Source organism: Microbaculum marinisediminis, assembly GCF_025397915.1.
Taxonomy (GTDB): Bacteria; Pseudomonadota; Alphaproteobacteria; order Rhizobiales; family Tepidamorphaceae; genus Microbaculum; species Microbaculum marinisediminis.
In genome coordinates this window covers 338249-364842 of record NZ_JALIDZ010000006.1, presented here as the reverse complement: position 1 = coordinate 364842, position 26594 = coordinate 338249, and the positions used below count along the sequence as shown (strand labels likewise).

23 protein-coding genes are annotated in these 26594 nt (G+C 65.5%); 6 read left to right on the top strand and 17 right to left on the bottom strand.

Annotated elements, in window-relative coordinates; genetic code table 11:
* The first annotated feature begins 371 nt into the window (after nucleotides 1–371).
* Entirely contained in the window at nucleotides 372–1754 is a 1383-nt protein-coding gene (locus tag MUB46_RS15410) for a cryptochrome/photolyase family protein (protein WP_261616825.1), read from the top strand.
* Between the two features lie 7 nt (nucleotides 1755–1761).
* Here the strand turns inward: MUB46_RS15410 and MUB46_RS15405 are convergent, their stop codons facing one another.
* The 5 genes from MUB46_RS15405 to aspS form a co-directional block, all read right to left on the bottom strand.
* On the bottom strand, nucleotides 1762–2427 hold the full coding sequence (locus tag MUB46_RS15405) for a ceramidase domain-containing protein (RefSeq protein WP_261616824.1): 666 nt from the start codon (nucleotides 2425–2427) through the stop codon (nucleotides 1762–1764).
* A gap of 28 nt (nucleotides 2428–2455) precedes the next feature.
* Nucleotides 2456–4051: an EAL domain-containing protein gene (locus MUB46_RS15400; RefSeq protein WP_261616823.1), complete on the bottom strand. Its 1596-nt coding sequence runs from the start codon at nucleotides 4049–4051 to the stop codon at nucleotides 2456–2458.
* Between the two features lie 87 nt (nucleotides 4052–4138).
* The gene (locus MUB46_RS15395) at nucleotides 4139–4924 is read right to left on the bottom strand and encodes a glycosyltransferase family 2 protein (protein ID WP_261616822.1); all 786 of its coding nucleotides are present in this window, start codon (nucleotides 4922–4924) and stop codon (nucleotides 4139–4141) included.
* Nucleotides 4925–4947: 23 nt separating this feature from the next.
* A complete protein-coding gene (locus MUB46_RS15390; RefSeq protein ID WP_315902744.1) occupies nucleotides 4948–7224 on the bottom strand; it encodes an NADP-dependent malic enzyme in 2277 nt (758 codons plus the stop codon).
* A 102-nt stretch (nucleotides 7225–7326) separates the two neighbouring features.
* Nucleotides 7327–9150 carry an aspartate--tRNA ligase gene (gene aspS, locus MUB46_RS15385; protein ID WP_261616821.1) on the bottom strand — a complete coding sequence of 608 codons (1824 nt, stop codon included), beginning with the start codon at nucleotides 9148–9150 and terminating at the stop codon, nucleotides 7327–7329.
* A gap of 115 nt (nucleotides 9151–9265) precedes the next feature.
* Between aspS and MUB46_RS15380 the strand changes: the two genes are divergently transcribed.
* The gene (locus tag MUB46_RS15380) at nucleotides 9266–10513 is read left to right on the top strand and encodes an MFS transporter (protein ID WP_261616820.1); all 1248 of its coding nucleotides are present in this window, start codon (nucleotides 9266–9268) and stop codon (nucleotides 10511–10513) included.
* 7 nt (nucleotides 10514–10520) lie between these two features.
* Nucleotides 10521–11753: a ribonuclease D gene (gene rnd / locus MUB46_RS15375; RefSeq protein ID WP_261616819.1), complete on the top strand. Its 1233-nt coding sequence runs from the start codon at nucleotides 10521–10523 to the stop codon at nucleotides 11751–11753.
* A 6-nt stretch (nucleotides 11754–11759) separates the two neighbouring features.
* Here rnd and MUB46_RS15370 read toward each other — a convergent pair whose 3' ends face one another.
* From MUB46_RS15370 to MUB46_RS15345, 6 genes are all read right to left on the bottom strand, one after another.
* The gene (locus MUB46_RS15370) at nucleotides 11760–13340 is read right to left on the bottom strand and encodes a Ppx/GppA phosphatase family protein (protein ID WP_261616818.1); all 1581 of its coding nucleotides are present in this window, start codon (nucleotides 13338–13340) and stop codon (nucleotides 11760–11762) included.
* Nucleotides 13279–15510: an RNA degradosome polyphosphate kinase gene (locus MUB46_RS15365; protein WP_261616817.1), complete on the bottom strand. Its 2232-nt coding sequence runs from the start codon at nucleotides 15508–15510 to the stop codon at nucleotides 13279–13281. Before MUB46_RS15365 ends, MUB46_RS15370 begins: the two co-directional genes overlap by 62 nt.
* A 48-nt stretch (nucleotides 15511–15558) precedes the next feature.
* The gene (locus MUB46_RS15360) at nucleotides 15559–16239 is read right to left on the bottom strand and encodes an HdaA/DnaA family protein (protein WP_261616816.1); all 681 of its coding nucleotides are present in this window, start codon (nucleotides 16237–16239) and stop codon (nucleotides 15559–15561) included.
* Nucleotides 16236–17336: an AI-2E family transporter gene (locus tag MUB46_RS15355; protein ID WP_261616815.1), complete on the bottom strand. Its 1101-nt coding sequence runs from the start codon at nucleotides 17334–17336 to the stop codon at nucleotides 16236–16238. Before MUB46_RS15355 ends, MUB46_RS15360 begins: the two co-directional genes overlap by 4 nt.
* A gap of 15 nt (nucleotides 17337–17351) precedes the next feature.
* Complete coding sequence (locus MUB46_RS15350; RefSeq protein ID WP_261616814.1) at nucleotides 17352–17912, bottom strand: CDP-alcohol phosphatidyltransferase family protein; 561 nt, start codon at nucleotides 17910–17912, stop codon at nucleotides 17352–17354.
* A 110-nt stretch (nucleotides 17913–18022) separates the two neighbouring features.
* Nucleotides 18023–19108: a DUF2066 domain-containing protein gene (locus MUB46_RS15345; protein ID WP_261616813.1), complete on the bottom strand. Its 1086-nt coding sequence runs from the start codon at nucleotides 19106–19108 to the stop codon at nucleotides 18023–18025.
* 123 nt (nucleotides 19109–19231) lie between these two features.
* Here MUB46_RS15345 and purM point away from each other — a divergent pair, with 123 nt between their 5' ends.
* A complete protein-coding gene (purM, locus tag MUB46_RS15340) occupies nucleotides 19232–20308 on the top strand; it encodes a phosphoribosylformylglycinamidine cyclo-ligase (RefSeq protein WP_261616812.1) in 1077 nt (358 codons plus the stop codon).
* The gene (gene purN, locus MUB46_RS15335; protein ID WP_261616811.1) at nucleotides 20305–20973 is read left to right on the top strand and encodes a phosphoribosylglycinamide formyltransferase; all 669 of its coding nucleotides are present in this window, start codon (nucleotides 20305–20307) and stop codon (nucleotides 20971–20973) included. The genes purM and purN overlap by 4 nt, the downstream gene beginning before the upstream one ends.
* A gap of 6 nt (nucleotides 20974–20979) precedes the next feature.
* On the opposite strand, the gene MUB46_RS15330 is transcribed toward purN, so the two are convergent.
* From MUB46_RS15330 to ndk, 3 genes are all read right to left on the bottom strand, one after another.
* Entirely contained in the window at nucleotides 20980–21264 is a 285-nt protein-coding gene (locus MUB46_RS15330) for a hypothetical protein (RefSeq protein ID WP_261616810.1), read from the bottom strand.
* A gap of 90 nt (nucleotides 21265–21354) precedes the next feature.
* Complete coding sequence (locus MUB46_RS15325; protein ID WP_261616809.1) at nucleotides 21355–23448, bottom strand: molybdopterin-containing oxidoreductase family protein; 2094 nt, start codon at nucleotides 23446–23448, stop codon at nucleotides 21355–21357.
* Nucleotides 23449–23564: 116 nt separating this feature from the next.
* Complete coding sequence (gene ndk / locus MUB46_RS15320) at nucleotides 23565–23987, bottom strand: nucleoside-diphosphate kinase (protein WP_261616808.1); 423 nt, start codon at nucleotides 23985–23987, stop codon at nucleotides 23565–23567.
* A 206-nt stretch (nucleotides 23988–24193) separates the two neighbouring features.
* Between ndk and MUB46_RS15315 the strand changes: the two genes are divergently transcribed.
* Nucleotides 24194–24703 (top strand): DinB family protein, encoded by a 510-nt coding sequence (locus MUB46_RS15315; protein ID WP_261616807.1) that lies wholly within the window; start codon nucleotides 24194–24196, stop codon nucleotides 24701–24703.
* Between the two features lie 26 nt (nucleotides 24704–24729).
* Here MUB46_RS15315 and MUB46_RS15310 read toward each other — a convergent pair whose 3' ends face one another.
* From MUB46_RS15310 to MUB46_RS15300, 3 genes are all read right to left on the bottom strand, one after another.
* Nucleotides 24730–25191: a hypothetical protein gene (locus MUB46_RS15310; RefSeq protein WP_261616806.1), complete on the bottom strand. Its 462-nt coding sequence runs from the start codon at nucleotides 25189–25191 to the stop codon at nucleotides 24730–24732.
* A 90-nt stretch (nucleotides 25192–25281) separates the two neighbouring features.
* Nucleotides 25282–25665: a hypothetical protein gene (locus tag MUB46_RS15305; protein WP_261616805.1), complete on the bottom strand. Its 384-nt coding sequence runs from the start codon at nucleotides 25663–25665 to the stop codon at nucleotides 25282–25284.
* Between the two features lie 90 nt (nucleotides 25666–25755).
* Nucleotides 25756–26577 carry a cyclase family protein gene (locus tag MUB46_RS15300; protein ID WP_425256271.1) on the bottom strand — a complete coding sequence of 274 codons (822 nt, stop codon included), beginning with the start codon at nucleotides 26575–26577 and terminating at the stop codon, nucleotides 25756–25758.
* Between the last annotated feature and the right edge of the window lie 17 nt (nucleotides 26578–26594).

Below are 26594 nucleotides of genomic sequence, written 5' to 3'. Positions count from 1 at the left end.
CGTCAAAACTCCCTTCTGAAAATACGGCCCGAGGCATCGGCGCCCGCAAAATGCAAGGACGCCGTCGAAACAACGAAAAGGCGATTCAATCATTAACGAGGCTAAGTAATTCGATTTACCGCCGTCAAGGCTTAGCCGACCAACATGTATAACTGGAGAGGGCCGCCCCAGAACGCCCGCCGATGACTGCAACGATGCCCCCCCCCGATTCCTGGCGTCCTTGAACCTTGCCACCAGGCTGTTCATACCTGTGCGTCGACAGCCCGACCGCCGTCCCCTGCGCGCCCGCGGGGGATCCCGGCCCAAGCGGCAATCCGGTCGATCGCGTTACGCGTATGCCTCGGCAAAGCGGAAGACAGGATCCCGTTGCAATGCCAGCGACTTCAAAGACCCGACCGTGCGCGATCGTCTGGTTCCGCGACGACCTCCGGATCACGGATAATCCTGCGCTCGATGCGTCGGTCCGACGCGGCTTGCCGGTTGTCGCCCTCTACGTCCTCGACGAGGAGAGCGCCGGCATCCGCGCGCTTGGCGGGGCGACGCGCTGGTGGCTGCATCATTCGTTGACGCGCCTGTGGGAAAGCCTCACGGCGATCGGCATCCCGCTCGTTCTGCGGCGCGGCGCGGCGGAAAACGTGCTTACCGACCTCGTCGCTTCGACCGGCGCCTCCCTCGTGACCTGGAACCGGCGCTACGGCGGGCCGGAAATCGCCGTCGACACGCGGGTGAAGTCGGCCCTGACCCTCGGTGGTGTGACGGTCGAGAGCTTCGCGGCGAATCTTCTGTATGAACCGTGGACGCTGAAGCCGGCGAGCGCGCCATACTACCGGGTCTTCACACCGTTCTGGAAGGCGGCGCTCGCCGCCGGGACGCCGCGCCGGCTTCTGCCGGCTCCAGGCGCCCTGACCGCACCCGCATCGCCGGCTCCCCAATCGCCCCCTCCCGGCGACCGGCTGGACGACTGGACCCTGCTGCCACGGTCACCGGACTGGTCAGGAGGGCTGGCCGCGACGTGGGTCCCCGGCGAGGACGGGGCCCGCGCGCGTCTGGACCGGTTTCTAGACACCGGCCTGTCCGATTATGCCCGCCTGCGCGACCGGCCGGACAAGGACGCCACCACCATGCTGTCGCCGCATCTGCGGTTCGGCGAGATCAGCCCCAACCAGATCTGGCACGCGGTGCGGTCGCGCGACGACGGGCAAGGCGCCGACAAGCTCCTCGCCGAGATCGGCTGGCGGGAGTTCTCCTGGCACCTGCTGTTTCACAATCCCGATCTGGCGACGCGCAATCTCGACGCCCGGTTCGACCGGTTCCCGTGGCGCGACGATCCGCGGGGCCTGCGCGCCTGGCAGCGCGGACGGACCGGCTACGCGATCGTCGATGCCGGCATGCGGCAGCTATGGGCAACCGGCTGGATGCACAACCGCGTCCGGATGATCGCCGCCTCCTTCCTGATAAAGGACCTGATGATCGACTGGCGGGCCGGCGAAGCGTGGTTCTGGGACACGCTGGTCGATGCCGACATGGCCAACAATCCGGCGAGCTGGCAGTGGGTGGCCGGCTGCGGCGCCGACCCAGCACCGTTCTTCCGGGTCTTCAATCCCGCCCTGCAGGCGGAAAAATTCGATCCCGACGGCGCCTACGTGCGGCAATGGCTGCCGGAGCGGACCGGCGGCCCCCCCCCTGCCCGGATCGTCGATCACGCAGCCGCGCGCAGGCGGGCGCTGGAGGCCTTCAAGACACTGAAGGAATGAACCGCTGTCACGCTGCCGGGGACGCATGCCTGGCATCCATCAGCACCCGAAACAGGATGTAGAGCGTCAGCGCGTTCAGCATATGCCAGAGGAAGTGCGTCCCGAGCGGCAGGGCATCACAGACCGCCATGTCGACCGAGCGGAACGTGAGCGAGACGAGGAAGATTGCCCCGGCAGCGAGGACCGGCCAGCCGATATCGGGCCTTTGGCCGATCACCAGCGCGCCGACGATCAGGATCGCGACCAGCGCCGGCAGGTAGCTGACCGAACCGTTCAGGACGTGCGACGGCACGATCGCGTCGACGACGAGCGAGCCGGCCAGGAAAAACGCCGTGACCAGGAGGGCGATCGCCCTGCCCGCGGCGAAGAAGCGGCGGATCGCGAAGAAAAAATAGACGTAGATGAAGATCGTGATCGGGATCACGTCGGCGAGCACCGACCAGCGGTCAGCGAAGGTATGGAACAGGAAGGAGCCGATGCCGATCGCGGTGAGGATGAGGATGAGCGCCAGCGCAGGGCCGTCGCGGCCGGGCGCGCGTTTCCAGCGCAGATAGGCGGCCAGAGCGGCAAGAAGAAACGCGGCGTTGGTGATCGCGTTGACCGGTTCGGACCAGTATGCCGGATCGGTCCGCTCGCAATAGATGTCGATCGGCGTCGTCCAGCCCGCTTCCATCCGGTTGCCTCCCATCTCCGGGGAAGCGTCAGGCGACCATCCCCGTCTTCGGCTCCTCGGCCTCCTCCGAAACCGAGCCCATCGCCTCGACGAGCGCGATATAGGACGCGGCGGGCAGCGGCGGGGCGAACAGATAGCCCTGCGCCGAATCGACCCCGTGGCTGCGAAGGTAGTTTACCTGATCGAGCGTTTCGACACCTTCGGCGATCACCGACATGCCGAGTTTCTTTGCAAGATCGACGAGGCTGTCGACGATCGGAGCGTTCTTCGTGTCCGCCTGGATCGGATCGATGAACAGCTTGTCGATCTTGACGATATCCATGCCAAGCCGGTGCAGCATGGCGAGACCCGAGTGGCCGGTTCCGGCGTCGTCCAGCGCCACCTTGGCGCCGACCGCCTGAAGGTCGGCGATCACCCGGACGGCCGTCGCCGTATCGTCCAGCGGGAATCGCTCGGTGACTTCCAGGATCAGCTGCGAGGGGCTGATCGGCGATTCGGCGAAGATCGCCTCGACGTCGCGGACGATCTGGTCGTTGGTGAAGTGGTGGGCGCACAGGTTGAACGCGACCGACATGCCGCGGCGTCTGGCGTAGCACGCGCCGAGATCGTCGATCGTCAGACGCATGAGCTGGCGGGTCAGCGGAACGATCTGCCCATCCGCCTCGGCCTGGGCGATGAACGCCGCCGGCGACTGGATCGTGCCGTCACGGCGGCGGCGGCGCACAAGCACCTCGCAGCCCTCCAGCCGTCCGGTATTCAGGTTGATGACCGGCTGATAGTAGGGGATGAATTCGCCGGCCCTGAGACCCTGAGAAATGTCGTCGCTGGCGGACGGGCGCTGCCGGGCGATGAAGACCGCAACCCCGAGAACGATGGAGGCGAAGATGCTCATCGCCACGAGCGCGTATGCCTTGAGACTCTCGTAGTCGCGCATCACCGTCTCACGGTCGACGCGGACGTCGACGCTCAGCGGATACCGGTTCGACACCGCCATCGCGCCGATCATGTCGCCGGTCTGCTCGAACGCGGTATCGATCCGGTTCGGAACCGTCTGGAACTCCGTCCCGTCGAGCAGCGTCAGCCGTGCCAGACCGGCCGAGCGCCAGCGGTCCGGCAGGACGTCGAGGCCGAGGCTATTGGGGGCGAAATGGGCGACCAGCGCCCGATCCTCGCTCGGGCGGTAGCGCAGCGCCAGCGACCGCATGAAGGTCTGTTCATCGGTAACCACCGACACGTCGATCGCGCGGTTCACGGTATCCTGCCGCGACAGGGTCCACCGCTCGGTCTTGAAGATCGTGTCGGCACAGACCGTATTGCCGTCGCTATCGACGACGGCGATCTCGCGCAGAACGTAGGTGTCAAAGATAGCCCGGCGCATCGCGTCGATCGCGGCCGAATCGCACGCCATCACACCGTTGGCCGCCAGATCGGTCAGCGCCAGCACGCCTTCGTCGATCGTCACCTCGAGGTGGTCGACCATGCGGCCGGCGTAGTCGCCGAGGGTCTCCTCGGCGCTGTAGACCGCATGATTTTCCAGGTAGCGGACGAACGCAAGCGGAGGCACGCCTGCGATGACCAAGCAGCACGTAACGACAACCAGCTTGATCGCTTTTTTATTCACCACGATATGCGCCCCGAGCGAGGCGCAATGATGGTTGACGCCAGTTAAGGGCGACTTAAGGCCAACTGACGTGAAAACGGGCCGGACGGGCTATTTTCTGGCGGCATCCATCGCATCGAGAAGCTTAACGATGCGCAAGAACCGAAAGAACGAATTGATCATCGCGAAGGCGAACCCTTTTCGCCCGCCCGTAATATGGCGGCGAAAAATGTAATACTTCACGAATGCCAGCGGAAACTCGAAAGGCAGCCGCAGCGTCAGCGCCAGACGGCTCTGCTTCTTGATGCTCTTGGCCTGCAGATCGCTGTAGGAATTCAGCTTCTCGACCAGGAACCCGAACGACCGGTACGAATAGTGCCAGGCGTCTCCGCGCAACTGGATCGGCTTCACGTCGCCGGTCTGCACGGTGTCGTGCACCAGACTGTCGGCGAAACGGCCGAAACGCCGGTCGTAGAGCCGGACGTAGTTATGGTAGTCGGCCCACAACCGCGGCCGCGTGTCGCCGGGATACACCAGCCGCAACCGGAACCGGTAGAACGGATGCGGCGGAGGACCGTCCTCGAACAGCGCCTTGATCTCCCGGATCAGCGCCTCCGACATCACCTCGTCGGCGTCGAGGTTGAGCACCCAGTCATTGCGGCACTGATCCTCACCGTAACGCTTCTGCGGTCCGAAGCCCGGCCAGTCGTGATGGATAACGCGCGCGCCGAGATTCGCGGCGAGGTCCTGGGTACCGTCCGTCGAGCCGGAATCGACGACCACGACCTCGTCGACCCAGCCGACGACGCTCTCGATCACCGGCCCGATACGATCCGCCTCGTTGACCGCGATGATGAAGCAGGACAGCGGCAGGCGGCGATCGTTCGTTACAGACATGGGGACACGCTGGCGATCCGGCTTCAGACCTGCTGGGCCTCGGCGACGGCGATGGCCGTCATGTTCACCACGCCGCGCGCGGTTACCGACGGGGTGAGGATATGCGCCGGTTTCGCAGTTCCGATCAGGATCGGCCCGACCGGCAACGCGTCGGCCAGCCCCTTGATCAGCTGATAGGCGATGTTGGCGGCATCGAGGTTCGGCATGATGAAGACGTTGGCCCCGCCCTTCAGGCGGGAGCCCGGGAAGATGCGCTCACGCAGGGCCTGGTCGAGCGCGACGTCGCCCTGCATCTCGCCTTCGACCTCGAAGTCGACGTTGTCCTGTTGCAGCAGCTCGAGCGCGCGCCGCATCTTGCGCGCGTTCGGCGTGTCGGCGGCACCGAAATTGGCGTAGGACAGCAGCGCCATGTGCGGCTCGATGCCGAGAAGGCGGATATAAGTCGCGGCCAGACGCGCCGTATCCGCAATCTCCTCCGCGGTCGGGTCGTAGCTCACATAGGTGTCGGCGATGAAGTAGATGCCCTTGGGCAGGATCACCAGGCTCAGAGCCGAGACGTCGTCGACCCCCTCCGCCAGCCCGACGATGTCGCGAATCCAGCGCGTGTGACGCTCGTAGCGGCCCTCGAGCCCGCAGATCATCGCGTCGGCCTCGCCGCGATGGACGGCAAGCGCGGCGATGACCGTGGCATTGGTGCGCACCAGCGTGCGGGCGTGATCGAGCGGCACCCCCTTGCGACCGGTCAGGTTCACCAGCGCGTCGACATAGTCGCGATAGCGCGGATCGTCCTCCGGATTGATGATCTCGAAGTCCTTGCCGGGACGGATCGACAGCCCGAAGCGCTCGAGCCGGCTCTCGACCACGTGCGGCCGGCCGATCAGGATCGGGGTGGCGATGCCCTCCTCGATCGCGACCTGGGCCGCGCGCAGGATGCGCTCGTCCTCGCCCTCCGCGTAGATTACCCGTTTCGGATTGGCCTTGGCCTTCACGAAGATCGGCTTCATCACGAAGCCCGAGCGGAACACGAAGCGGTTCAGGCGCTCGTTGTAGGCCTCGAAATCCTCGATCGGCCGGGTGGCCACACCGCTCTCCATGGCGGCGCGCGCGACCGCAGGGGCGATGCGCAGGATCAGGCGCGGATCGAACGGATTGGGGATCAGGTTGTCGGCGCCGAACAGCCGGGCCTCGCCGCCCATCGCCTTGGCGGCGATGTCCGAAGACGGCTCGTGCGCGAGATCGGCGATCGCCTTGACCGCGGCGAGCTTCATCCGTTCGTTGATGGCGGTTGCCCCGACATCCAGCGCCCCGCGGAAGATGAAGGGGAAACACAGGACGTTGTTGACCTGGTTGGGATAGTCGGAGCGTCCGGTGCACACCATGGCGTCCGGCCGCGCCTCCAGCGCCGCCTCGGGCATGATCTCCGGCACCGGGTTGGCGAGCGCCATGATCAGCGGCTTGTCCGCCATCCGCTTGACCATCTCGGGCTTGAGAACGCCCCCCACCGACAGGCCCAGGAAGATATCGGCGCCGTCGATGACGTCGGCGAGCGTGCGCGCGTCGGTCGCCTGGGCGAACTTCGCCTTCCACTGGTCCATGCTGGTCGACCGGCCCTCGTAGACCACGCCATCGATGTCGCAGACCCAGATGTTCTCCCGGCGCACGCCGGATTCGACCATGAGATTGAGGCAGGCGAGCGCCGCGGCCCCGGCGCCGGAGGCGACAACCTTGACCTGATCGGCAGACTTGCCGGCCAGCTTCAGGGCATTGCGGACGGCCGCACTGACGATGATCGCGGTGCCGTGCTGGTCGTCGTGGAAGACGGGAATGTTCATGGTCTCGCGCAGCCGCGCCTCGACCTCGAAGCACTCCGGCGCCTTGATGTCCTCGAGGTTGATGCCGCCGAAGGTCGGCTCCAGCGCCGAGATGACATCGACCATGCGGTCGACGGTATTGGCGTCGATCTCGATGTCGAAGACGTCGATGCCGGCGAACTTCTTGAACAGGACCGCCTTGCCTTCCATCACCGGCTTGGACGCCAGCGGCCCGATCGCGCCAAGCCCCAGGACCGCCGTGCCGTTGGAAACGACCGCGACCAGGTTGCTGCGGGCGGTCAGATTGGCGGCCTCGGCGGGATCGTCGGCGATCGCCTCGCAGGCGACCGCCACACCCGGCGAATAGGCGAGCGCGAGGTCGCGGGCATTGCCCAGCGGCTTGGTGGCCCGGATCTCCAGTTTTCCGGGTTTGGGATGGCGGTGGTAGACCAGCGCCCCCCTACGCAATTCGTCGGACAGATCGGCCAAGGTCTCGTTCTCCCGCTTCCGCTTGCCCAGTTTCAACCGCGATGGCGTTGGCTACAGCGCACCGAACCACGGACGATCGGCTGTTAGCCTTGCGCCCTGTCGTCAGCTCTTCGGCGGCGGAGCAAGACGAATATGCAATTCGCGAAGCTGCTGGTTGGTGACCTCCGAGGGCGCCCCCATCATCAGGTCCTGCGCCTGCTGGTTCATCGGGAACATGACGACTTCCCGCAGGTTCTCCTCGCCGCAGAGCAGCATGACGATACGGTCGACGCCGGGTGCGATGCCGCCATGCGGCGGGGCGCCGTACTGAAGCGCGCGCAGCATGCCGCCGAACTTCTCCTGCAGCACTTCCTCGCCGTACCCGGCGATTTCGAAGGCCTTGCGCATGATCTCGGGCTTGTGGTTCCGGATCGCGCCGGAGGACAGTTCCACGCCGTTGCAGACCACGTCGTACTGGTAGGCGAGCACCTGCAGGGGATCGAGCGCTTCCAGCGCGCCGAGCTCGCCCTGCGGCATCGAGAACGGGTTATGGGAGAAGTCTACCCTCTTCTCCTCCTCGTTCCACTCGAACATCGGGAAATCGACGATCCAGCAGAACTCGAAGCGATCCTCGTCGATCAGCTTCAGGTCCTCGCCGACCTTCTTGCGCGCGCGGCCGGCGAAATCGGCGAAATTGCGCGGAATTCCGGCCGCGAAGAACACGGCGTCGCCATCGGCAAGGTCGAGCTGCTGGCGGATCGCCTCGCACCGTTCCGGGCCGATGTTCTTGGCGATCGGACCGGCGCCCTCGCCGTCGCGGAACATGATGTAGCCGAGACCGGGCTGCCCCTCGGACTGCGCCCAGGCGTTCATCCGGTCGCAGAAGGCGCGGCTGCCGCCGCCCTTCGCCGGAATGGCCCAGACCCGGCAGTGGTTCTTGTAGAAATGCTCGCGGTCGTACTCCTCGACGTGATCGAGGCTGGCGTAGTCCTTGAGCTGCTCGGCGAAGATGCGGAACCCGGACCCGTAGAAGTGCTTCGAGACGTCCTGCATGACGATCGGATTGCGCAGATCGGGCTTGTCGGTGCCGTATTTGCGCATGGCTTCCCACCACGGGATGCGCGGGAACTCGCCGGTCACGTGCTTGTCGCCGCCGAATTCCTCGAAGACGCCGCGCAACACCGGCTCGACGGCGGCGAACACATCGTCCTGGGTGACGAAGCTCATCTCGATGTCGAGCTGATAGAACTCGCCGGGAGAGCGGTCGGCGCGCGCGTCCTCGTCGCGAAAACAGGGCGCGATCTGGAAATAGCGGTCGAAGCCGGCGATCATGGTGAGCTGCTTGAACTGTTGCGGCGCCTGCGGCAGGGCGTAGAACTTGCCCGGATGCACGCGCGAGGGCACCAGATAGTCACGGGCGCCCTCGGGGCTCGACGCGGTCAGGATCGGCGTCTGGAACTCGATGAAGCCCTGATCGGTCATGCGCCGGCGCAGCGACGAGATGATCTGCGCGCGCTTGACGATGTTGTTGTGCAGCTTCTCGCGACGCAGGTCGAGGAAGCGGTATTTGAGGCGGGTCTCTTCCGGGTAGTCCGGCTCGCCGAAGACCGGCAGCGGCAGCTCCGCGGCCGCGCCAAGCACCTCGATCTCGGAGATGAACATCTCGATCGCGCCGGTCGGCAGCCCCGGATTGACGGTCTCTTCCGGCCGGTGCCGGACTTTGCCGTCGATGCGCACGACCCACTCGGCGCGCAACATCTCGGCATCGGCGAAAGCCGGCGAATCCGGGTCCGCGACGCACTGGGTTATGCCGTGGTGGTCCCGCAGATCGATGAACAGGAGACCGCCGTGATCGCGAACGCGATGCACCCAGCCCGACAGGCGCGCGGTCGTGTCGACATCGGCTTCGCGCAGTGCGCCACAGGTATGGGTACGATAGGCGTGCATTTCGTCCTCGCGGGTCGCGGATAACGGGGTGGAAATCGAGGCGGAGAGGCGCATAGGGTCAGGGGAATGTCAATACCGGGTGCGGGATCGGCAGGCTCTGCTATAACGCGAACAGATGACTCCGCTACGCCCGCTCGCCCCTCTGCTTCTCACCGCCGGAATACTGCTCGCCGGAAACGGCGTGCAAGGCACGATGATCGCCCTGCGCGGATCGATCGCCGGTTTCGATCCCTGGCTGATCGGTTTGATGGGAACAAGCTATTTCGGCGGTTTCATCGTCGCCTGCGTGTATGCGCCGCGTCTGGTCGAGGCGGTCGGGCATATCCGCACCTTCGCCGCCCTCGCTGCGATCGCATCGGCGGGCACGCTGGCGCTGGTGCTCATCGTCGACGCCTGGGCATGGATCGTGCTGCGATTCGCCATGGGCTTCTGCTTCTCCGGTCTGTTCACCGTCATGGAGAGCTGGCTGAACGCCAGCGCCGAGAAGACGGACCGCGCCCGGGTCCTGAGCATCTACCGGTTGATCGATCTGGGCGCCGTCACGGGGGCGCAGTACCTGATCCCGGCGTTCGGGGCAGGCGGCTTCGAGCTGTTCGCCATCGTGGCGATGTTCTTTGCCCTCTCCCTCGTCCCCGTGGCGGTCGCGGACCGGACACTGCCGGCGCCACCCGAGGCGTTCCGCTTCGACCTGCGCACGGTATGGCGGATCTCGCCGCTCGCCAGCATCGGCTGCGTGACGATCGGGATGACCAATTCGTCCTTCCGGCTGATCGGTCCCCTCTACGCCCAGGACATGGGGCTCGACGTCGCCCAGATCGCCACCTTCATGGGCGCCGGAATCGTCGGTGGCGCGGCCCTGCAGATGCCGCTCGGCATATTCTCCGACAAGCTGGACCGGCGCTGGACGCTACTCGCCGCCACGACGGGCGCGGTTCTCGCCGGCATTTACCTGACGACCGCGCAGGTCGGCGCGGCGTGGCAGCTCTATCTCGGAATCTTCCTGTTCGGCGCCTTCGCGCTGCCGCTCTATTCCCTGTCGGCGGCGCACGCCAACGACCTCGCCGCGCCCGGGCAATACGTGCTGCTGGCGGCGGGGCTGACCTTCTTCTTCGCGATCGGAGCGATGGCCGGCCCCCTCTTCTCCTCCTGGGTCATGGAACAGTACGGCGCGGCCTCGCTGTTCGTATTCACCAGTATCGTGCACGGCAGTTTCGTCGTGGTCGCGCTGTGGCGCATTGCCGCCGGCCAGCGCATCCCACGGACCGCACGGACCCGGTTCGTCGCCCTGCTCAGAACCTCTCCGGCGATATTCCGTCTCGCCGAACGCACCGAAAAACGTCACACTCGGACGCCTCGTTCATAGGATTCTCATGGAACTGATCACCAAAACAAAAAAACTCGCCAAAGCCTGCGAAGAAATGGCGAAACACGATTTCGTCGCCGTCGACACCGAATTCATGCGGGACGTCACGTTCTGGCCGCGGCTCTGCCTTATTCAGCTCGGCTCGCCCGACGGCCAGGTGGCCCTGATCGACACGCTGTCGTCCGAACTCGACCTGAAGCCGTTCTTCGACCTGATGGCCGACGAGTCGGTGGTGAAGGTCTTCCACGCCGCCCGCCAGGACGTCGAGATAGTTCATCACCTTGGCGGCCTGATACCGCATCCGCTGTTCGACACACAGGTTGCCGCCGCCGTGTGCGGACACGGCGAATCGGTCGGCTACGAGGCGCTGGTCCGGGAAATCGCGAATGCGTCGATCGACAAGAGCCATCGGTTCACCGACTGGTCGCGGCGTCCGCTGAGCGAAGCCCAGCTCACCTACGCGGCCGCTGACGTCATCCACCTCGTCCCGATCTACGAGAAACTGCAGGAAGAGGTCGACCGGGTCGGCCGGCGCGAATGGATCCGCGAGGAAATGGACATCCTGACCTCGCCGGAAACCTACAGCACCGATCCGGCGCAGGCCTGGAAACGCCTGAAGCTAAAGGTGCGCAAGCCGCGCGACTTCGCTGTCCTCATGGCAATCGCGGAATGGCGGGAGAAGGAAGCGCAGACCCGCGACGTGCCGCGCGGGCGGGTGCTGAAGGACGACGCACTGTACGAGATCGCCCTGCATCCCCCGGAGAGCGAAGCCGCCCTCGCCCGACTGCGGGCGGTCCCGAAAGGCTACGAGCGTTCCGCCGGCGGACGAACGATCCTCAAGACCGTCCAGGAGATCCGCAAGCTTCCCGCGGAAGACCTCCCCGCCCTGCCCCGCAATGACGGACCGCAGCGGGTATCCGGCCCGGTGTCGGATCTGCTCAAGGTCCTGCTCAAAGGCGTTGCCGCGCAGAACAAGGTCGCTGCGCGCCTGGTCGCCACCAGCGACGATATCGAGGCCATCGCCGCCGACGACGAGGCCGACGTGCCCGCGCTCAAGGGCTGGCGTCGCGAGATCTTCGGCGAGAGCGCGCTGGCGCTGAAACGCGGGGAGCTCTCCGTCGCAGTCGATGGGCATCGGCTGACATTCGAGCCGCGCGACGCGCCCCCGCCACGGCCGAAATCCGCGCGCCGGCGCAAGCCGCGCGGAAAGGGCAAGAGCCCGGACGATACCGAGAGCTGACGGACCTCAGCCGGCGACGATCTCGGCGCGCCGGCCGATCAGCTTGGCGAGTTGCTTGAGCCGGGTCAGGACCCGCGGCCCGTTCAGCGCGGCAAGGTCTCCCGGCAGATGCAGGGTCACGGTCCCGTGCTCGACGGCAAGTTCCGCCTTGTCGATGACGCCCGGCATGGCGCCGCTGATCAGGTAGGCGACACGCAGTGCGGCGGCGAGGATGCGGGCGCGGTCGATCATGCGCGCCGTGGCGAGTTCGCGGATCCGCGGGCTGACATGCTCGTCCGACAGTCCCGAGTGCCGGTAGTAGACCGCGAGCGCCATGTAGGCCCGGCCGGGATGATCGATCCCGGCAAAGGACGCATAGGCGATGATATTGAGGCTGTGTCCGCCCCGATAATCGGGGTGCGAGCGCCAGCCGATATCGGCGAGCAGGCACGCGGCGTGGCGAAGACGCCGCTCCTCCTCCGTCTCCTCGAGGCCGCTCGACACCATGAACTGGTCGGTCCAGTAGCAAAGCTCGCGGGCGAAACGCGGCGAGCGGGATCGCAGATATCCGAGTTCCGCACAGGCCGCGAGCAACGGATCGGTCTGACGCGTCTCGTCATCGAGCAGGGTATAGAGCAGGCCCTCGCGGACACCGAGCGCGGAGGAGATGATGCACTTCGGCTCGCCGCGCCTGAGGATGTGCTCCAGCACCATCGCGCCGTAGGGCAGCAGCTCGCGGCGGGCGGACGATACGGCATCGATGGAGTCCAGAGACGCGGGCTTCACACGGCGGACAAGCTTGACGAACTCCAGCGCCTCGGCGGCGTCGAGTTCGTAGCCGTGCATGACATGGAGCGGATAGCCGGTCTGGGCCATGTGCAGCCGCGCCAGGGCGCGGAACGTGCCACCGATCGCGTAGAACGCGCGTCCCTTGCAGCGCGTTACGATTTCCGATCCGTCGATCGCATCGACGACGATCTTCTCCGCCTTCTTCATCGAGCGGCCGGCCAGATCGCGCAGGCGCAGGCCACCAAGCGGCAGGGTTTCGCCGTTCCCGACGGTTTGCCCTTTCACGTCGACGACCTCCAGGCTGCCGCCGCCGAGGTCGCCGGCGATGCCATCCGGATCATGAATGCCCGCGATCACACCATGGGCGGAGAACTCGGCTTCCTGCGCACCGGTCAGAACGGAGACGGGCGCACCGAAGATCTCCTCGACCCGGCTGACGAACGCCTCGCCGTTCTTTGCTTCGCGCACGGCGGCCGTGGCGATCACATGGACCGACGCCGCACCGATCTGCCGACTCAAGGCATGGAAGCGGCAAAGCGACTGCAGCGCCAGTTCGACGGCCGCGTCGTCGAGGACGCCCTTCGAGGCGACTTGGCGACCCAGGCCGCACAGGACCTTCTCGTTGAAAATCGGCGTGGGCGAGCGCGTCAGCCCCTCGTAGACGACGAGACGAACGGAGTTGGAGCCGACGTCGACGACCGCCACCGGCTCCAGATACTGAAGCCGGCTCGGTGCCTCGTTCAGCGCGATGGCGGCTTCAGGCGTCAGGGGGCGCGCCGCCGATCGGCTTCGGGGGATGCTGCTGGAGAGACTTACCACGTCCCGACAGGCTCGGATTGGTCATGAAGTAATGATGGACGTTGAACGGCGCCTCATCGGTTTCGGGGATGATGCGGACCGAATCGCCATCCGGCAAGAGCTGCCAACTTTGCTGATTGTCCTCGAGACAGGCAACCATGATCTGGTCCAGCACCTGAGCGTGGACCGTCGGATTGGTGATCGGCGCCAGCGCCTCCACGCGGCGGTTGAGGTTGCGCGGCATCCAGTCGGCGGAGCTGATGTAGACGAGCGCCTGCGCGGACGGCAGCGCCTGGCCGTTGCCGAACGCGCAGATGCGCGAATGCTCTAGGAACCGGCCGACAATGCTTTTCACGCGAATATTGTCCGACAGGCCGGGAATTCCGGGCCTGAGACAGCAGATGCCGCGGATGATGAGATCGACCTGAACGCCGCCCCGACTGGCACGATAGAGCGCGTCGATCACGTCGGGATCGACGAGCGAATTCATCTTCGCCCAGATCGCCGCCGGCCGTCCCGCGGCTGCGTGGGCGATTTCCTCGTCGATCCGCTTCAGGATCGTCTTCTTGAGCGTGTACGGCGATACGGCCATCATCTCGAGCCCCTGCGGCTCGGCGTATCCGGTGATGAAATTGAAGATCCGCACGACGTCGCGGGTGATCGTCGGATCGACGGTAAAGAAGGACAGGTCCGTGTAGATGCGCGCGGTCACCGGGTGGTAGTTGCCGGTGCCGATATGCACGTAGGACGCCAGTTGCCCCGACTCGCGACGTACGACCAGGGACAGCTTGGCGTGGGTCTTCAACTCGACGAAGCCGTAGACCACCTGCACGCCCGCGCGCTCCAGATCCCGCGCCCAGCGGATGTTCGCCTCCTCGTCGAAGCGCGCCTTGAGCTCGACCACGGCCGTTACCGACTTGCCGGATTCGGCCGCGTCGGCCAACGCGCGGACGATCGGTGAATCGTTGCTCGTGCGGTACAGCGTCTGCTTGATGGCGACCACGTCGGGATCGGCGGCGGCCTGACGCAGGAACTGCAGCACCACATCGAAGGACTCGTAGGGGTGGTGGACGATCAGGTCTTTCTTCCGGATCGCCGCGAAGCAGTCGCCACCGTGATCGCGGATGCGTTCGGGGAAACGGGCCGTATAGGGCGGAAACTTCAGCTCCGGCCGCTCGACGGAAACGAGTTGCGAAAATTCGCTCAAGGCCAGCACGCCGTCCACGACCTGCGTCGCGTCTTCGCCGACACCGAGCTCCCGGGCGACGAACGCGCGCAACGCTTCCGGCATTCCCGTTTCGAACTCCAGCCGGATCACCGTACCGCGCCGGCGACGCTTCAGCGCGCTTTCGAAGAAGCGGACGAGATCCTCCGCCTCTTCCTCGAGCTCGATATCGCTGTCGCGGATCACCCGGAACGCGCCGTCGCCGATCACCTTGTAGCCCGGGAAAAGGCGTCCGGTGAACAGCTCGATGAGGCTTTCGAGCCGGATGAACCGGTTCGTGGAATTTCCGTCCTCATCGCGCCCTTCGGTCAACGGGACGAAGCGCTCGATCTTGTTGGGAATGCGCACGAGCGCGCGCATCGCCCGGCCATCCTCGATCCGCTGCAGTTCGAGCGCGACCGTGAATCCGAGATTAGGAATGAACGGAAACGGATGCGCCGGATCGATCGACAGCGGCGTCAGCACCGGAAAAATGTAGTCGAGGAAGTACTGTTCCAGTTGCTCGCGATCGACGGCGGTCACCTGATCGGCCTCGATCACGACGACACCGACATCGACCAGTTCGCGGCGCAACGTCGTCAGCGTCCGCTGCTGGTCCTCCGTCAGATCGCGGACGGCCTCGCCGATCTTCGCCAGTTGCTGGCGCGGCGTCAGCCCGTCCTGGCTGGGGGTCGTGATGCCTTCCCGCTCCTGCCCCTTCAGGCCGGCGACGCGGACCATGAAGAACTCGTCGAGGTTGTTCGCCGAAATGGACAGGAAACGCAGGCGTTCCAGCAACGGATGGCCGGGATTGTCGGCTTCTTCGAGCACCCGGCGGTTGAACCCGAGCCACGACAGCTCGCGATTGATGAAACGATCCGGCGACGCCATCCAGTCCTCAAAGGACTGTATCGGGGCCACCGGCTCGGCCACCTCGTTTGCTTCAGCGATTCTCAAATACGGTTCCATGGTCACTTTTTCGCTCATCAACGCAGCAACTTAATCGCGCTTTGTGAACATTCATTGATGACCCGATCAGCCCGTCTCCCCCTCGTCCTCGTTCAGAATACGCGCTGCGAGCGCCCGGGTCACGGGGCGCTTTTCCTCGATCGCCGCCCGGTCGAGCCGGGCAACGATGTCGCGGACCGCGGCAAAGCTCCGTTCCACACGCGGCGCCAGGTAGCGCAACACCGATACGTCGACGCTTAGCTGCCGGTCGGCGAACTGCTTCATCATCACCGCCAGCAGCAGCGAGTCGTCGGGCGCCTCAAGCCGGACGACCGGCAACCGGCTCAGCCGGGACATCAGGTCGGACAGGCCGATCCCCCACGCGCGCGGCTCGGTTCGCGCGGTCAGAAGTATGTCCGCCCCCGATCGTTCGACGGCATTGAAGAGGTGGAACATCGCGGTCTCGTCCAGCCCCGGACCGCAATCCTCGATGATCACCGCCCCCGCGCCGGCCATCAGTGCCTGCGGATCGCCCGCCACGTCACGGACCGACAGGGTTCGCGCGCCCGACAGCTGCCGCCAGACGGAGACCAGATGGCTCTTTCCGCTTCCTTCCGGCCCGACCAGAACAAGGCCCGAATGCGGCCAATCCGGCCAGGAATCGATCGCGGCCACGGCGGCGGCGTTCGAGTCCGACACCAGGAAGTCTTCCCGGCCGAGCGCTTCGCGATGCGGCAGGTCCAGAGCGAGTTGACGGCCGGCAGTCATGATCGAGGCGCGTCGCTGTCCGATCCGGTGTAAAAGCGGCTATCGAGATATTGCCGGAGCCCGAAACGGGCCAGCACGCCCACGGCGGCAGCAAGGGGCACGGCGATCAGCATACCGACGAAGCCGAACAGATAGCCGAAGGCGAACAGGGCGAACATGAGCCAGACCGGGTGCAGCCCGACATGGCCGCCGACCAGCTTCGGCTGCAGGACATTGCCTTCGAGAAACTGTCCGACGAAGAACACCACGGCGACGGCGGCGATCATGAGCCAGTCGGGCCAGAACTGGACCGAGGCGACGCCGATCGAGACCAGGAACCCGGCGATAGAGCCGACATAGGGAATGAAGCTGATCAGGCCCGCCCCGAGCCCGATCAGGAGACCGAAATTCAACCCGACGAGCGACAGCCCGGCCGCGTAGAAGATGCCGAGCGTCAGGCAGACGAGGCCCTGGCCGCGGACGAATCCGGCAAGGGCTTCGTCGATCTGCCGGGCCAGCGACCGGATGGTCTCGGCGTGGTCGCGCGGTAGCCAGCTATCGATCCGGGCGATCATCCGGTCCCAGTCGTTGAGCAGATAGAAGGCAACGACGGGCGTCACGGTCAGCAGTGCAACCAGATTGACGAGCGCCAGACCGCCGGAGAGCAGCGACTGAAGCAGCTGGCCGAACCAACCCGCCACCTGACCGACGATGCCGGAGTTGGAGATCGGCGAGGCCCCCTCGGGTCCGTTCATGCCCAACAGATCACGCACCCAGCTCATCTGCAGCCAGCTCTGGCTGACATCCCGGAACACCTGCTGCAGCTTGTGCGCGTAGTCCGGCAACCGCTCGGCGAACTGAGCGACTTGATGAGAAAGAACCGGAACCAGGGCAATCAGCACGACCAGGAAGACGAGCGCGAACACCACGAGAATCACGACCGTCGCGACCAGGCGGCTGAGGCCCAGTTTCTCCAGCCGGTCGGCCAGCGGATCCAGCGCATAGGCGAGCGCCATGCCGGCGACGAAAGGCAACAGCACCGGGCTCAGCACATAGAGCGCGAGGATGAATGCCGCCAGCCCGGCGGTCCAGAACAACGCCTGCTTCTGGAAGGTCATGTCAGGCCCCCTGCCTCACGGTTTGTCGGGCGTGCCCGGCCCCTCGCCCATCGCCATATGGCGCAGCCATTCGACGAGATAGGCCGCAGCCGACAATACGGTAAGCCCCGCGACCAGCAACACCAGCCACTCGCGAAGATCGCGCATATGCAATCCGAACCCCAGATCGGCAAGCACGACGGCCGCCAGCAGGATCTGCCCGGCGGTGTTGGCCTTGCTGATCATCAATGGCGCCATGGCGACCGGACGCGCCAGCATCCACGACAGCATGACGGCGACGATGATGAACACGTCGCGGCTCACGACCAGGAAGACCAGCCAGATCGGCATCTCGCCGAAAATGCCGAGCGAAACGTAGATCGAGACGAGAAGGGCCTTGTCGGCGAGCGGGTCGAGATAGGCGCCGAGCTCGGTCTCGGCCTTGAACCGCTTGGCAATGAAGCCGTCGACCGCATCCGAGATGCCGGCGACGACGAACAGCCAGAACGCGACCAGCGGCTGCCCGGTGACGATCAGATACACCACGGCCGGGACGAGCAACAGCCGGCAGATCGTGATGAAATTCGGAAGGCTCAAGTCGGCACCGGGACGATGGATTCGGTAAACGCCCTGAGCCTCAGAGGTCGGGCCCGGCGTTTCATCCTGGTGCAGTTAAGCGACGCGACGACAAAGCTCAATAGCGCGCTTCAATAGGCTTGCAGAAGCCAGGTCCCGCCGGCCTCGAACAGATCGAGCCCCTCCCGGGCCAGACGTTGCGGCAGATCGGCAGACCTTCCGGTGAACCAGATCACGATGTTGGCGTCGCTGCCGCCGATACTCTCGACCGCGAGCCCGTTCACCGCGCCGCTCGCCTCGAGGCGACTTTTCAAGACCTCCCAGTCCTCCGGGCCGCCCGTCAGCAGGGCGCGCACGGGAAGACTGCTGCCGAGTGCGAGCCCGATGGTGCCCGAGCCCATGGCGACGTCTTTCCAGCGTTCGGCCAGGATGTTGCCGACCCGGACGGCGGCGGCGTCCAGTCCGCCCGATAGAACCTCCGCCGTGACGTTGATCGGGCCGGCCGCGTCCTCGCCGCTCAGGCTCAAGAGCATTCCCTCGCCGTCCGAGGCGCGATCGAGCCGGACGATCACGGCCGAATGCGTGTGATAGCGCACGCGGAACTGGCCGAGCGTCAGGAAATCGCCTTCAAGCAGGCGATCGCGGCGCGCTGCCTTGTCCTCGACGGTATTGCCCGGAAGACGGACCGGCGTCAGGCGCTCCTCCATGTCGAGTGCGCCGAGGGCGCCGGCCCAGTCCGCCGCGTCGTCCCACCAGCGCTCCTCACCGTCTTCGACAACGATCGGGATCAGCAGAACAGTCGGCGCCGGTCGGTCGACGACCGCGATGCCGCGTCTGGCGAGGAAGCCACGTACCAGCATTGGCGAATAGACCATCTTGTAGGTGGCCGAATAACCGGTCGTGCCGACCTGTTCGCTGGCATTCTCGTAACTCGACAACAGCTGTTCGGCTGTTTCCGGCGATATTTCCGGCGGGGTTCCGCTCGCTGCGACCCGGCGCAGGACGTGCATGCCCGACATCACGAGCGCGTCGTCGAGCGCCGCTGCCTTGGCGGCTACCGCATCGGAAGCGACGGCGGAAACGGCAATGTCGTCGACCACATAGGGATCGAACCGATCGGCGAAATCGATCGCGATAGCGGGGACGGCCCAAAGCAGCCCGGCCAGCAGCGCCAGCCAGGCCAGGCCCGTCGCTTTCGAATCGCCGCGTACTCCCATGATCACAGTCCGGCCTATTCACGCACCGCATGCAAGCGCGCAACGGGCTGTTGACACAGGGCACCGCACGCTTGCCTTTCCCATCGGGTTTGTTTGTATGGCGCAAACGCGAAGGAGGTCCGATTGAGCGGACAGGATGCAAAGGCCGGAGGCGGCGTCAGCTATGCCGATGCCGGGGTCGATATCGGGCGCGGCAATGCGTTCGTCGACGCCATCAAGCCGCTGGTGAAGTCGACGGTTCGCGCCGGTGCCGACGCGGAAATCGGCGGATTCGGCGGCCTTTTCGATCTGAAAGCGGCCGGTTTCAGCGATCCACTGCTGGTCGCCGCCAATGACGGGGTCGGCACCAAGGTCAAGATCGCCGTCGAGACCGGCATCCACGACACGGTCGGGATCGATCTCGTCGCCATGTGCGTCAACGATCTCGTCGTGCAGGGCGCCGAGCCCCTGTTCTTCCTCGACTATTACGCCGCGGGCAAGCTCGAACCCGATGTCGGCTACGGCATCGTCAAGGGCATCGCCGAAGGCTGCCGGCAGGCGGGCTGCGCGCTGATCGGCGGCGAAACGGCGGAGATGCCCGGTCTCTACGCCAAGGGCGATTACGACCTCGCCGGCTTCTCGGTCGGCGCGGTGGAACGCGACCAGCTGCTGCCGCGCGGCGATGTCGCGGACGGCGACGTGCTGCTGGCGCTGGCCTCCTCCGGGGTTCATTCGAACGGCTTCTCGCTGGTTCGCAAGATCGTCGCCGATGCCGGGCTGGCATGGTCCGATCCCGCGCCGTTCGCCACGGACAACGCATTGGGCGCCGCCCTGCTGGCGCCGACCCACATCTATGTCCGCCAGGTACTTCAGGCGATCCGCGAGACCGGAGCGGTCAAGGCGCTCGCGCACATCACCGGCGGCGGACTGACCGAGAACCTGCCGCGCGTGCTTCCGGAAACGCTCGTCGCCGAAATCGAACTGGAGAGTTTCGCGTTGCCACCGGTATTCCGTTGGCTTGCCGAAACGGCCTCGATCGAGGAAGCCGAGATGCTGCGTACCTTCAACTGCGGCGTCGGCATGGTGGTCGTGGTTGAGAACGGCAAGGCCGAGGCGGTGGAGACCCTACTGCGCGACCTCGGCGAGACGGTCTGGCGGCTCGGTCGCCTCGCCGCCGGCGACGGACCCGCGGTCCGCTATGCCGGGAGCCTTTCCCGGTGAGCGAACGGATGCGGGTTGCAGTTCTGATTTCCGGGCGCGGCAGCAACATGGCCGCGCTGATCGAGGCGTGCCGCAGGTCCGACTTCCCCGCCGAGATCGTCCTCGTCATCTCGAACAAGCCCGACGCCAAGGGACTGGAAACCGCTGCCGCTGCAGGCATCGCCACGAAGGTGATCGATTTCCGGGGTAAAGGCAGCCGCCAGGCGTTCGAGGACGCCGCGACTGAAGCGCTGGAAGATGCCGAAGTCGACCTGATCTGCCTTGCCGGCTTCATGCGGATCCTGAGCGCGGATTTCGTCGGGCGCTGGCGCGACCAAGTGATCAACATCCACCCGTCCCTGCTGCCGGCCTTCCCGGGCCTCGAAACGCACGAACGCGCCTTGCAGGCCGGCGTGCGCATCACCGGCTGCACGGTGCATTTCGTCCGTCCGGAAATGGACAACGGCCCGATCATCGCCCAGGTCGCTGTCCCCGTCTCGAACCGCGACACGGCGGACACGCTGGCCGCGCGCGTCCTGAGATACGAGCACCGGATCTATCCGCTGGCGCTGGAACTGATCGCCTCCGGGCGGGCAAGGCTTGTCGACGAACGGGTCATCGTCGACGGGGACATAGCCGAGCAGCCCGCGCTCGCGGTTCCGCCGCTAACCGACGCCCCGCGCTGACCGGCTCTACTTGCAGCCTTCCCAGGCGCTTTCCCAGCGGCTTTTGACGGCCGAGGTGGGCCTCTTCCACTTTGCGACGCCCTTCATTTCGTCCTGGTTCATTTCCTTGAGCACGCGGTTCGTCGCGCACTTGCAGGTGTTGACGTAGGTGCCGTACTGGCCGTGCTTGCCGCTTTCCTGCAGGACGCAATAGTCGATCAAGGCAAGGCGGGCGCCTTCTTCGGGCGGAACCTCGGGATCGCTCAGCGCGACCGCCTGATGTCCGGTCGCCACCAGCAGACCGCCGATCACCGTCAGACAATATCCAAAACGCAAAATCCCAGCACCGAACCGCATCATCCGGCCTCCCAGTCTGAAAAAACGCACCGTAGATCAGGTAACTTACCAGCCTGCCCCGCGCAGCCAAACATGGTTGTCGTGGAAAGCCGCGCCGCCATAGGGCGCAACCGGATCGGCTCCGGTCAAGGTGTTGATGCCCTTGCCATCCGGGAACGCCTCGTTCGGCCACACCCCTTCGGAGATCAGCACACCGCGGCGCACCCCGTCGAACAGGCGGGCATGAAGGCGAACCTCGCCGCGGCGATTGCCGATACGGACCCGATCGCCGTCCCCGACGCCCAGGGCGGCGGCGTCTTCGGGATGGATCATCACTTCCGGCCGGCCTTCGCGCTCGCGCGACGTCGGCGTCTCGTTGAACGTGGAGTTGAGAAACCGGCGCGCCGGCGAGGTCGCCAGCCGGAACGGGTGCTCGGAATCGGCTTCCTCGATCACCGTCCAATGATCGGGCAGTTCGGGCAGCGTCTGCCACGGCCCCATCGGACCGTCATTGGGCGCAACGATATGGGTCCAGTCGGGCGAGAACCGGAACTTGCCATCCGGATTGGCGAAGCCGTTCAGGTAGTGGGCGGTCTCGAAATCCGGCTGGATATCGCGCCAGCGATCGGCCTCCAGGTCGGCAAGCGTGCCATAGCCGGATGCCTTCAGCATCCAGTCGATATGCTCCCGCGCGCTCATGGCGAAGCCTTGATGCTCCGCGCCGACGCGACGCGCGATCTCGACATGGACGATATGGTTCTCGCGCGCCTCCCCCGGCGCCTCGACCAGCTTCGGGCCGAGCATCAGATACTGGTGGCCACCGCCCTTGTAGATGTCGTCGTGCTCCAGAAACATCGTCGCCGGCAGCACGACGTCGGCCATCTTCGCCGTCTCGGTCATGAATTGCTCGTGGACGCAGACGAACAGGTCGTCGCGGCCAAAGCCGCGTTTCACGCGCTCCTGTTCGGGCGCGACCGAGACGGGATTGGTATTCTGGATCAGCATCGCGGTGACCGGCGGGCCACCGTGCAGTGCGTCGGCGTCGCCGGTCAGGATCGCGCCGATGCGCGACTGGTCGAGCTTGCGAATGGTCGGATCGCGCAGGTCGGTGCCCTCGATCATCGACTTGTCGAGCTTGTAGATGGCGCCGTTGTTGTGGAACGCGCCGCCGCCTTCGTATTTCCAGGCGCCGGTGACCGCGGCGATGCAGGAAGCGGCGTGCATGTTGGCCGCGCCGTTGCGGCTGCGCGAGAAACCGTAGCCGAGACGCAGATACGTGCGCTTGGTCTCCCCGATCAGTTTGGCGAAGGCCTCGATCGTCTCTGCGGGGATGCCGGTGATCGCGGCCGCCCAGTCCGGCGTCCGGCTTTGCAGGTGCGCCTCGAGATCGCGCGGCCGGTCGGTATATGTCTCCAGATAGTCCCAATCCGCATAGCCATCCCGGAACAGGACGTGCATGACCGCGCAGGCGAGCGCGCCGTCGGTCCCCGGTTTCAGGAGCAGCGGGAGATCGGCCTGGCGCATCGTCTCGTTCATGTAGACGTCGACGACGGCGATCTTGGCGCCGCGGGTCTTGCGGGCCTTGGTCGCGTGGGTCATGACGTTGACCTGCGTCGAGACCGCGTTCGTGCCCCAGATCACCACGAAATCCGACTTCGCCATCTCGCGCGGATCGGGCCCGGCGAGCAGGCCCGTGCCGGCGATGAAACCGGTCCAGGCCATGTTGGTGCAGATCGTGTCGAACTGGCCGGCGTAGCCCTTGGCGTGACGCAGCCGGTGAATGCCGTCCCGCTGCACGAGGCCCATCGTGCCGGCGTAGTAATAGGGCCAGACCGACGTCGCGCCGTGCGTCCGTTCCGCTTCCAGGAATTTCTCGGCGACGATGTCGAGCGCGTCGTCCCACGAGATGCGCTCGAACGCGCCGCTGCCCTTCTCGCCCGTGCGGCGCAGCGGATGCAGAAGCCGGTCGGGATGATGAATGCGTTCGGCGTAGCGGGCAACCTTCTCGCAGACGACGCCGGCGGTGTAGTCGTTGTCGCGGGCGCCACGGACGCGGCCGATCGTCCGCGCGTCGATCAGTTCGACGTCGAGGGCACAGGTCGACGGGCAGTCATGCGGACAAGCGGAGTGGCCGATCCGCACATCGAGTGGCTTGTTCATCGGACGCCCCTCCTTCTCACCGGGTCTCGGGGGACGCGGAACGGTAATAGGCGGCCGGGCAAAAGAAAAGGCCGGCCAAACGGCCGGCCTCTCGCAATGACGAGCGAAGGCCCGCGCTAGCCGACGATTTCCTCGGCCTTGAAGCACTGGGCGATTTCGTTGGCGGCGTTCTCGACGCTGTCGGAGCCGTGCACCGAGTTGCGCTCGATGTTCTCGGCGAAGTCCTTGCGGATCGTGCCGTCGGCGGCGTCGGCCGGGTTGGTGGCGCCCATGACTTCGCGGTTCTTGGCAACGGCACCCTCGCCTTCCAGGACCTGGAGGACGATCGGACCGGAGGTCATGAAGGCAACCAGATCGTTGAAGAACGGACGCTCCTTGTGGACGGCGTAGAACGCCTCGGCATCGGCCTGCGACCACTTGGCGCGCTTCTGGGCGACAACCCGCAGGCCGGCGCTCTCCAGCTTGTCGATGATCTTACCGGTGATGTTCCGCGCCGTCGCGTCGGGCTTGATGATGGAAAGGGTGCGCTCGATCGCCATGTCGGCTCGACCTCGTTTGCTGATGGTGGGTTCGCTGAAGTTGAAAATGCCGGATACCGGCGGTCGCGCGGCTTATACCGGGCTCGCCGCGCCCTCGCAAGGCGCGACGATCGCGTCCCGCCGCCACCGGATCCCGTGCCGGTCCCGCTTTACCGCGACGTCAGTTTATGACAGCATTGCTTACCTAATAGGGAGGAAGCGCGGCCGTGAAATCGCATTTCGAGATGATGGCGGGCTATAACGGCTGGGCCAACGAGCGGCTCTACGACGCCGCCGCGGCGATGCCCGACGATCTGTACCGCAAGGAGCACGGGGCTTTCTTCGGGTCCGTCCACCGCACCCTGAACCATATCCTCGTGGGCGACCGCATCTGGATGGGGCGGTTCACGAGGACCGGTGGCGCGCCGACCCGGCTGGACGCGGTCCTGTTCGACGATTTCGAGGAACTGCGCATGGCCCGGCGCGCGGAGGACGACCGGATCCGCGCCTATATCAGCGGCCTGTCGGCAACGGATCTCGCGGGCCGGTTCCGCTATCGCACCATCACCAACCCGAGCGATATCGAACAGCCGCTATCGCCGGCGCTGACGCATTTCTTCAACCACCAGACCCACCACAGAGGCCAGATGCATTGCCTGCTGACGCAACTCGCAGGCGATGCCCCGTCCCTCGATCTGATCCTGTATCAGCGCGAAACGGGGATCGGTCTGGACTGAGGAACCGGGTAGAACCCGAAGCAGCTCTACTTGGCGTACTTGCCGCCGGTGCCCAGGGAAATGTGCACCTTTTCGCTGTGGATCACGTTTCCGTCCGGCGTCATGTAGACGAGGTTGAGGATATCGGCCTGGACCGGGTGCGGCACGACGAACTTCAACCAGTTGGCCTTTCCGTCGGGCGGACAGGACGACTGCTCCACCACCACGTCCACACGCGCGGCGCGAAGCGAGTCGGTGACACGCGGATAGGGCGGCGGATCGTTGAGCTTTGCGCTGACGAGGCTCAAGCAGGCCAGATTGCCCGGCAGGCGTGCCGAGACATGAACCGGCAGGCCACCACCAAACCTGTCCGGCGCGTCGACGCCGTAGCTGGTCGCGTAGGTCGCGCCCCAGAATGGCGGCCCCGCGATAGCGGATGCGGACGACATCGCGACCAGCGCGGTCGCGGCGAACAGGCTCCGGAGCCCGGGCATTTTTGAAAACGGCATATAAGCCCTCACAGTTTCGGCGAGCGCGACTATCGCACGACTCGGGCCCCGGGTGCGACGTCGGGGCCCTGATTTCGGTCTTTTGCGAGACTAAAATGTCGAGATTGAGATTTTCTCTATTTTCAGAATGCGACCGGTCGGATTGACGAAGAAGATCTGGATCAGCTCGGTGCTGGTCGGGCCGCCGACCGTCATAACCCTCTGGACGAGGCGGCTCTGGCCGCAGCCGCGCGGATTCGGGCCGATGACGATGGTGACGGGGATCGTCAGCGGTGCGACGGCCTGGCCGGGCGGTGCGCCGCGACGGGCATCGATCGCCGCCTGGCAAGTGTCGCGGGCCACATAGTTGGCTTCGAGACGTATCGCTCCGCCGTAATACCCCTTGTAGCGGGCGAAGCTGCCCGGGCCCTCGGCGAATGCCGTGCCTGGAAGAGCCAGGACGACGGCGAGCAGTGCGAGCGCAAGAATCCGCATGGCGAAAGCCTCCTTGAGTTCAACGCGCGCCCCGCCGCCGAAAACCATTAGATTAGTGGGCCGGCGGAACCGCTCCACCGGCCCGGTACGTCAAATCAGCGCGATCAGACGACTTGGGCCGCCCGTCGCTCCTACAATTTTCGGTGACCCCACGACAAGCGTGGCGCCGGTTGCGGGTATCGCGTCGAGATTGGCGATACATTCCATGCCCCAGCGACCGGATGGCAGCCAGGTGTAGTGGGTCTTGAAGTCCTTCGACGCGCCGTGGTCGAGCGACAGCGTATCGACCGCCATGCCGATGACGTTGCGATCCTTGATCATCATGTCCGCGGCCTCCGCGTGGAAACCGGGGAAGTGCATGACCCCGTCGCCATCGGCGTTGCGGAACATGTCGCTCTTCACGTGGGCGTCCCAGCCGGAGTTCATGGCGACGCAGCAGCCGTCCGGCAAATCGCCGTTGGCGCTCTCCCAGGCGGCGATGTCGTCGGGCGTCAACCGATAGTCCGGATCCTCCGCCGCCTTCGCCTTCACGTCGATGACCACGATCGGCACGACGAGCTTCTCGACTTCCACCTGATCGGCGGTCTGGCCGTCCTTGGAAAAATGGATCGGCGCGTCCATGTGGGTGCCGGTGTGCTCGTTGAGATGCCAGATGTTCAGATTGAAGCCGTCCTTGTCGAACTTGTAGACGTTCTCGATCTCAAGCTGAGGCTGACCAAAGAAGGTCGGGAAGTCTTCCGGCAGCGCATGGGTCAGGTCGACGACCTTGGAGAAGCTCGTCGGGGCGGCCCGCGCCGGCGCCACGGCCGCCGGCACCGCAGTCGCAGCCAGCGCGGCAGCTCCCACCCCCTTGAAGAAACCGCGACGGCTCAACTGATGCATTACCGCTTCATGACAGCCAGGTACGCACATAGTTCGCTCTCCCTCTT

Coding starts and splice junctions, on each gene's coding strand:
- MUB46_RS15380 (WP_261616820.1), top strand. CDS start 9,266: ATGACTCCGCTACGCCCGCTCGCCCCTCTGCTTCTCACCGCCGGAATA.
- MUB46_RS15395 (WP_261616822.1), bottom strand. CDS start 4,924: ATGTCTGTAACGAACGATCGCCGCCTGCCGCTGTCCTGCTTCATCATC.
- MUB46_RS15300 (WP_425256271.1), bottom strand. CDS start 26,577: ATGTGCGTACCTGGCTGTCATGAAGCGGTAATGCATCAGTTGAGCCGT.
- MUB46_RS15345 (WP_261616813.1), bottom strand. CDS start 19,108: ATGGGAGTACGCGGCGATTCGAAAGCGACGGGCCTGGCCTGGCTGGCG.
- aspS (WP_261616821.1), bottom strand. CDS start 9,150: ATGCACGCCTATCGTACCCATACCTGTGGCGCACTGCGCGAAGCCGAT.
- MUB46_RS15355 (WP_261616815.1), bottom strand. CDS start 17,336: ATGACCTTCCAGAAGCAGGCGTTGTTCTGGACCGCCGGGCTGGCGGCA.
- MUB46_RS15365 (WP_261616817.1), bottom strand. CDS start 15,510: ATGAGCGAAAAAGTGACCATGGAACCGTATTTGAGAATCGCTGAAGCA.
- MUB46_RS15405 (WP_261616824.1), bottom strand. CDS start 2,427: ATGGAAGCGGGCTGGACGACGCCGATCGACATCTATTGCGAGCGGACC.
- MUB46_RS15410 (WP_261616825.1), top strand. CDS start 372: ATGCCAGCGACTTCAAAGACCCGACCGTGCGCGATCGTCTGGTTCCGC.
- rnd (WP_261616819.1), top strand. CDS start 10,521: ATGGAACTGATCACCAAAACAAAAAAACTCGCCAAAGCCTGCGAAGAA.
- MUB46_RS15360 (WP_261616816.1), bottom strand. CDS start 16,239: ATGACTGCCGGCCGTCAACTCGCTCTGGACCTGCCGCATCGCGAAGCG.
- MUB46_RS15325 (WP_261616809.1), bottom strand. CDS start 23,448: ATGAACAAGCCACTCGATGTGCGGATCGGCCACTCCGCTTGTCCGCAT.
- MUB46_RS15305 (WP_261616805.1), bottom strand. CDS start 25,665: ATGCGGATTCTTGCGCTCGCACTGCTCGCCGTCGTCCTGGCTCTTCCA.
- MUB46_RS15310 (WP_261616806.1), bottom strand. CDS start 25,191: ATGCCGTTTTCAAAAATGCCCGGGCTCCGGAGCCTGTTCGCCGCGACC.
- ndk (WP_261616808.1), bottom strand. CDS start 23,987: ATGGCGATCGAGCGCACCCTTTCCATCATCAAGCCCGACGCGACGGCG.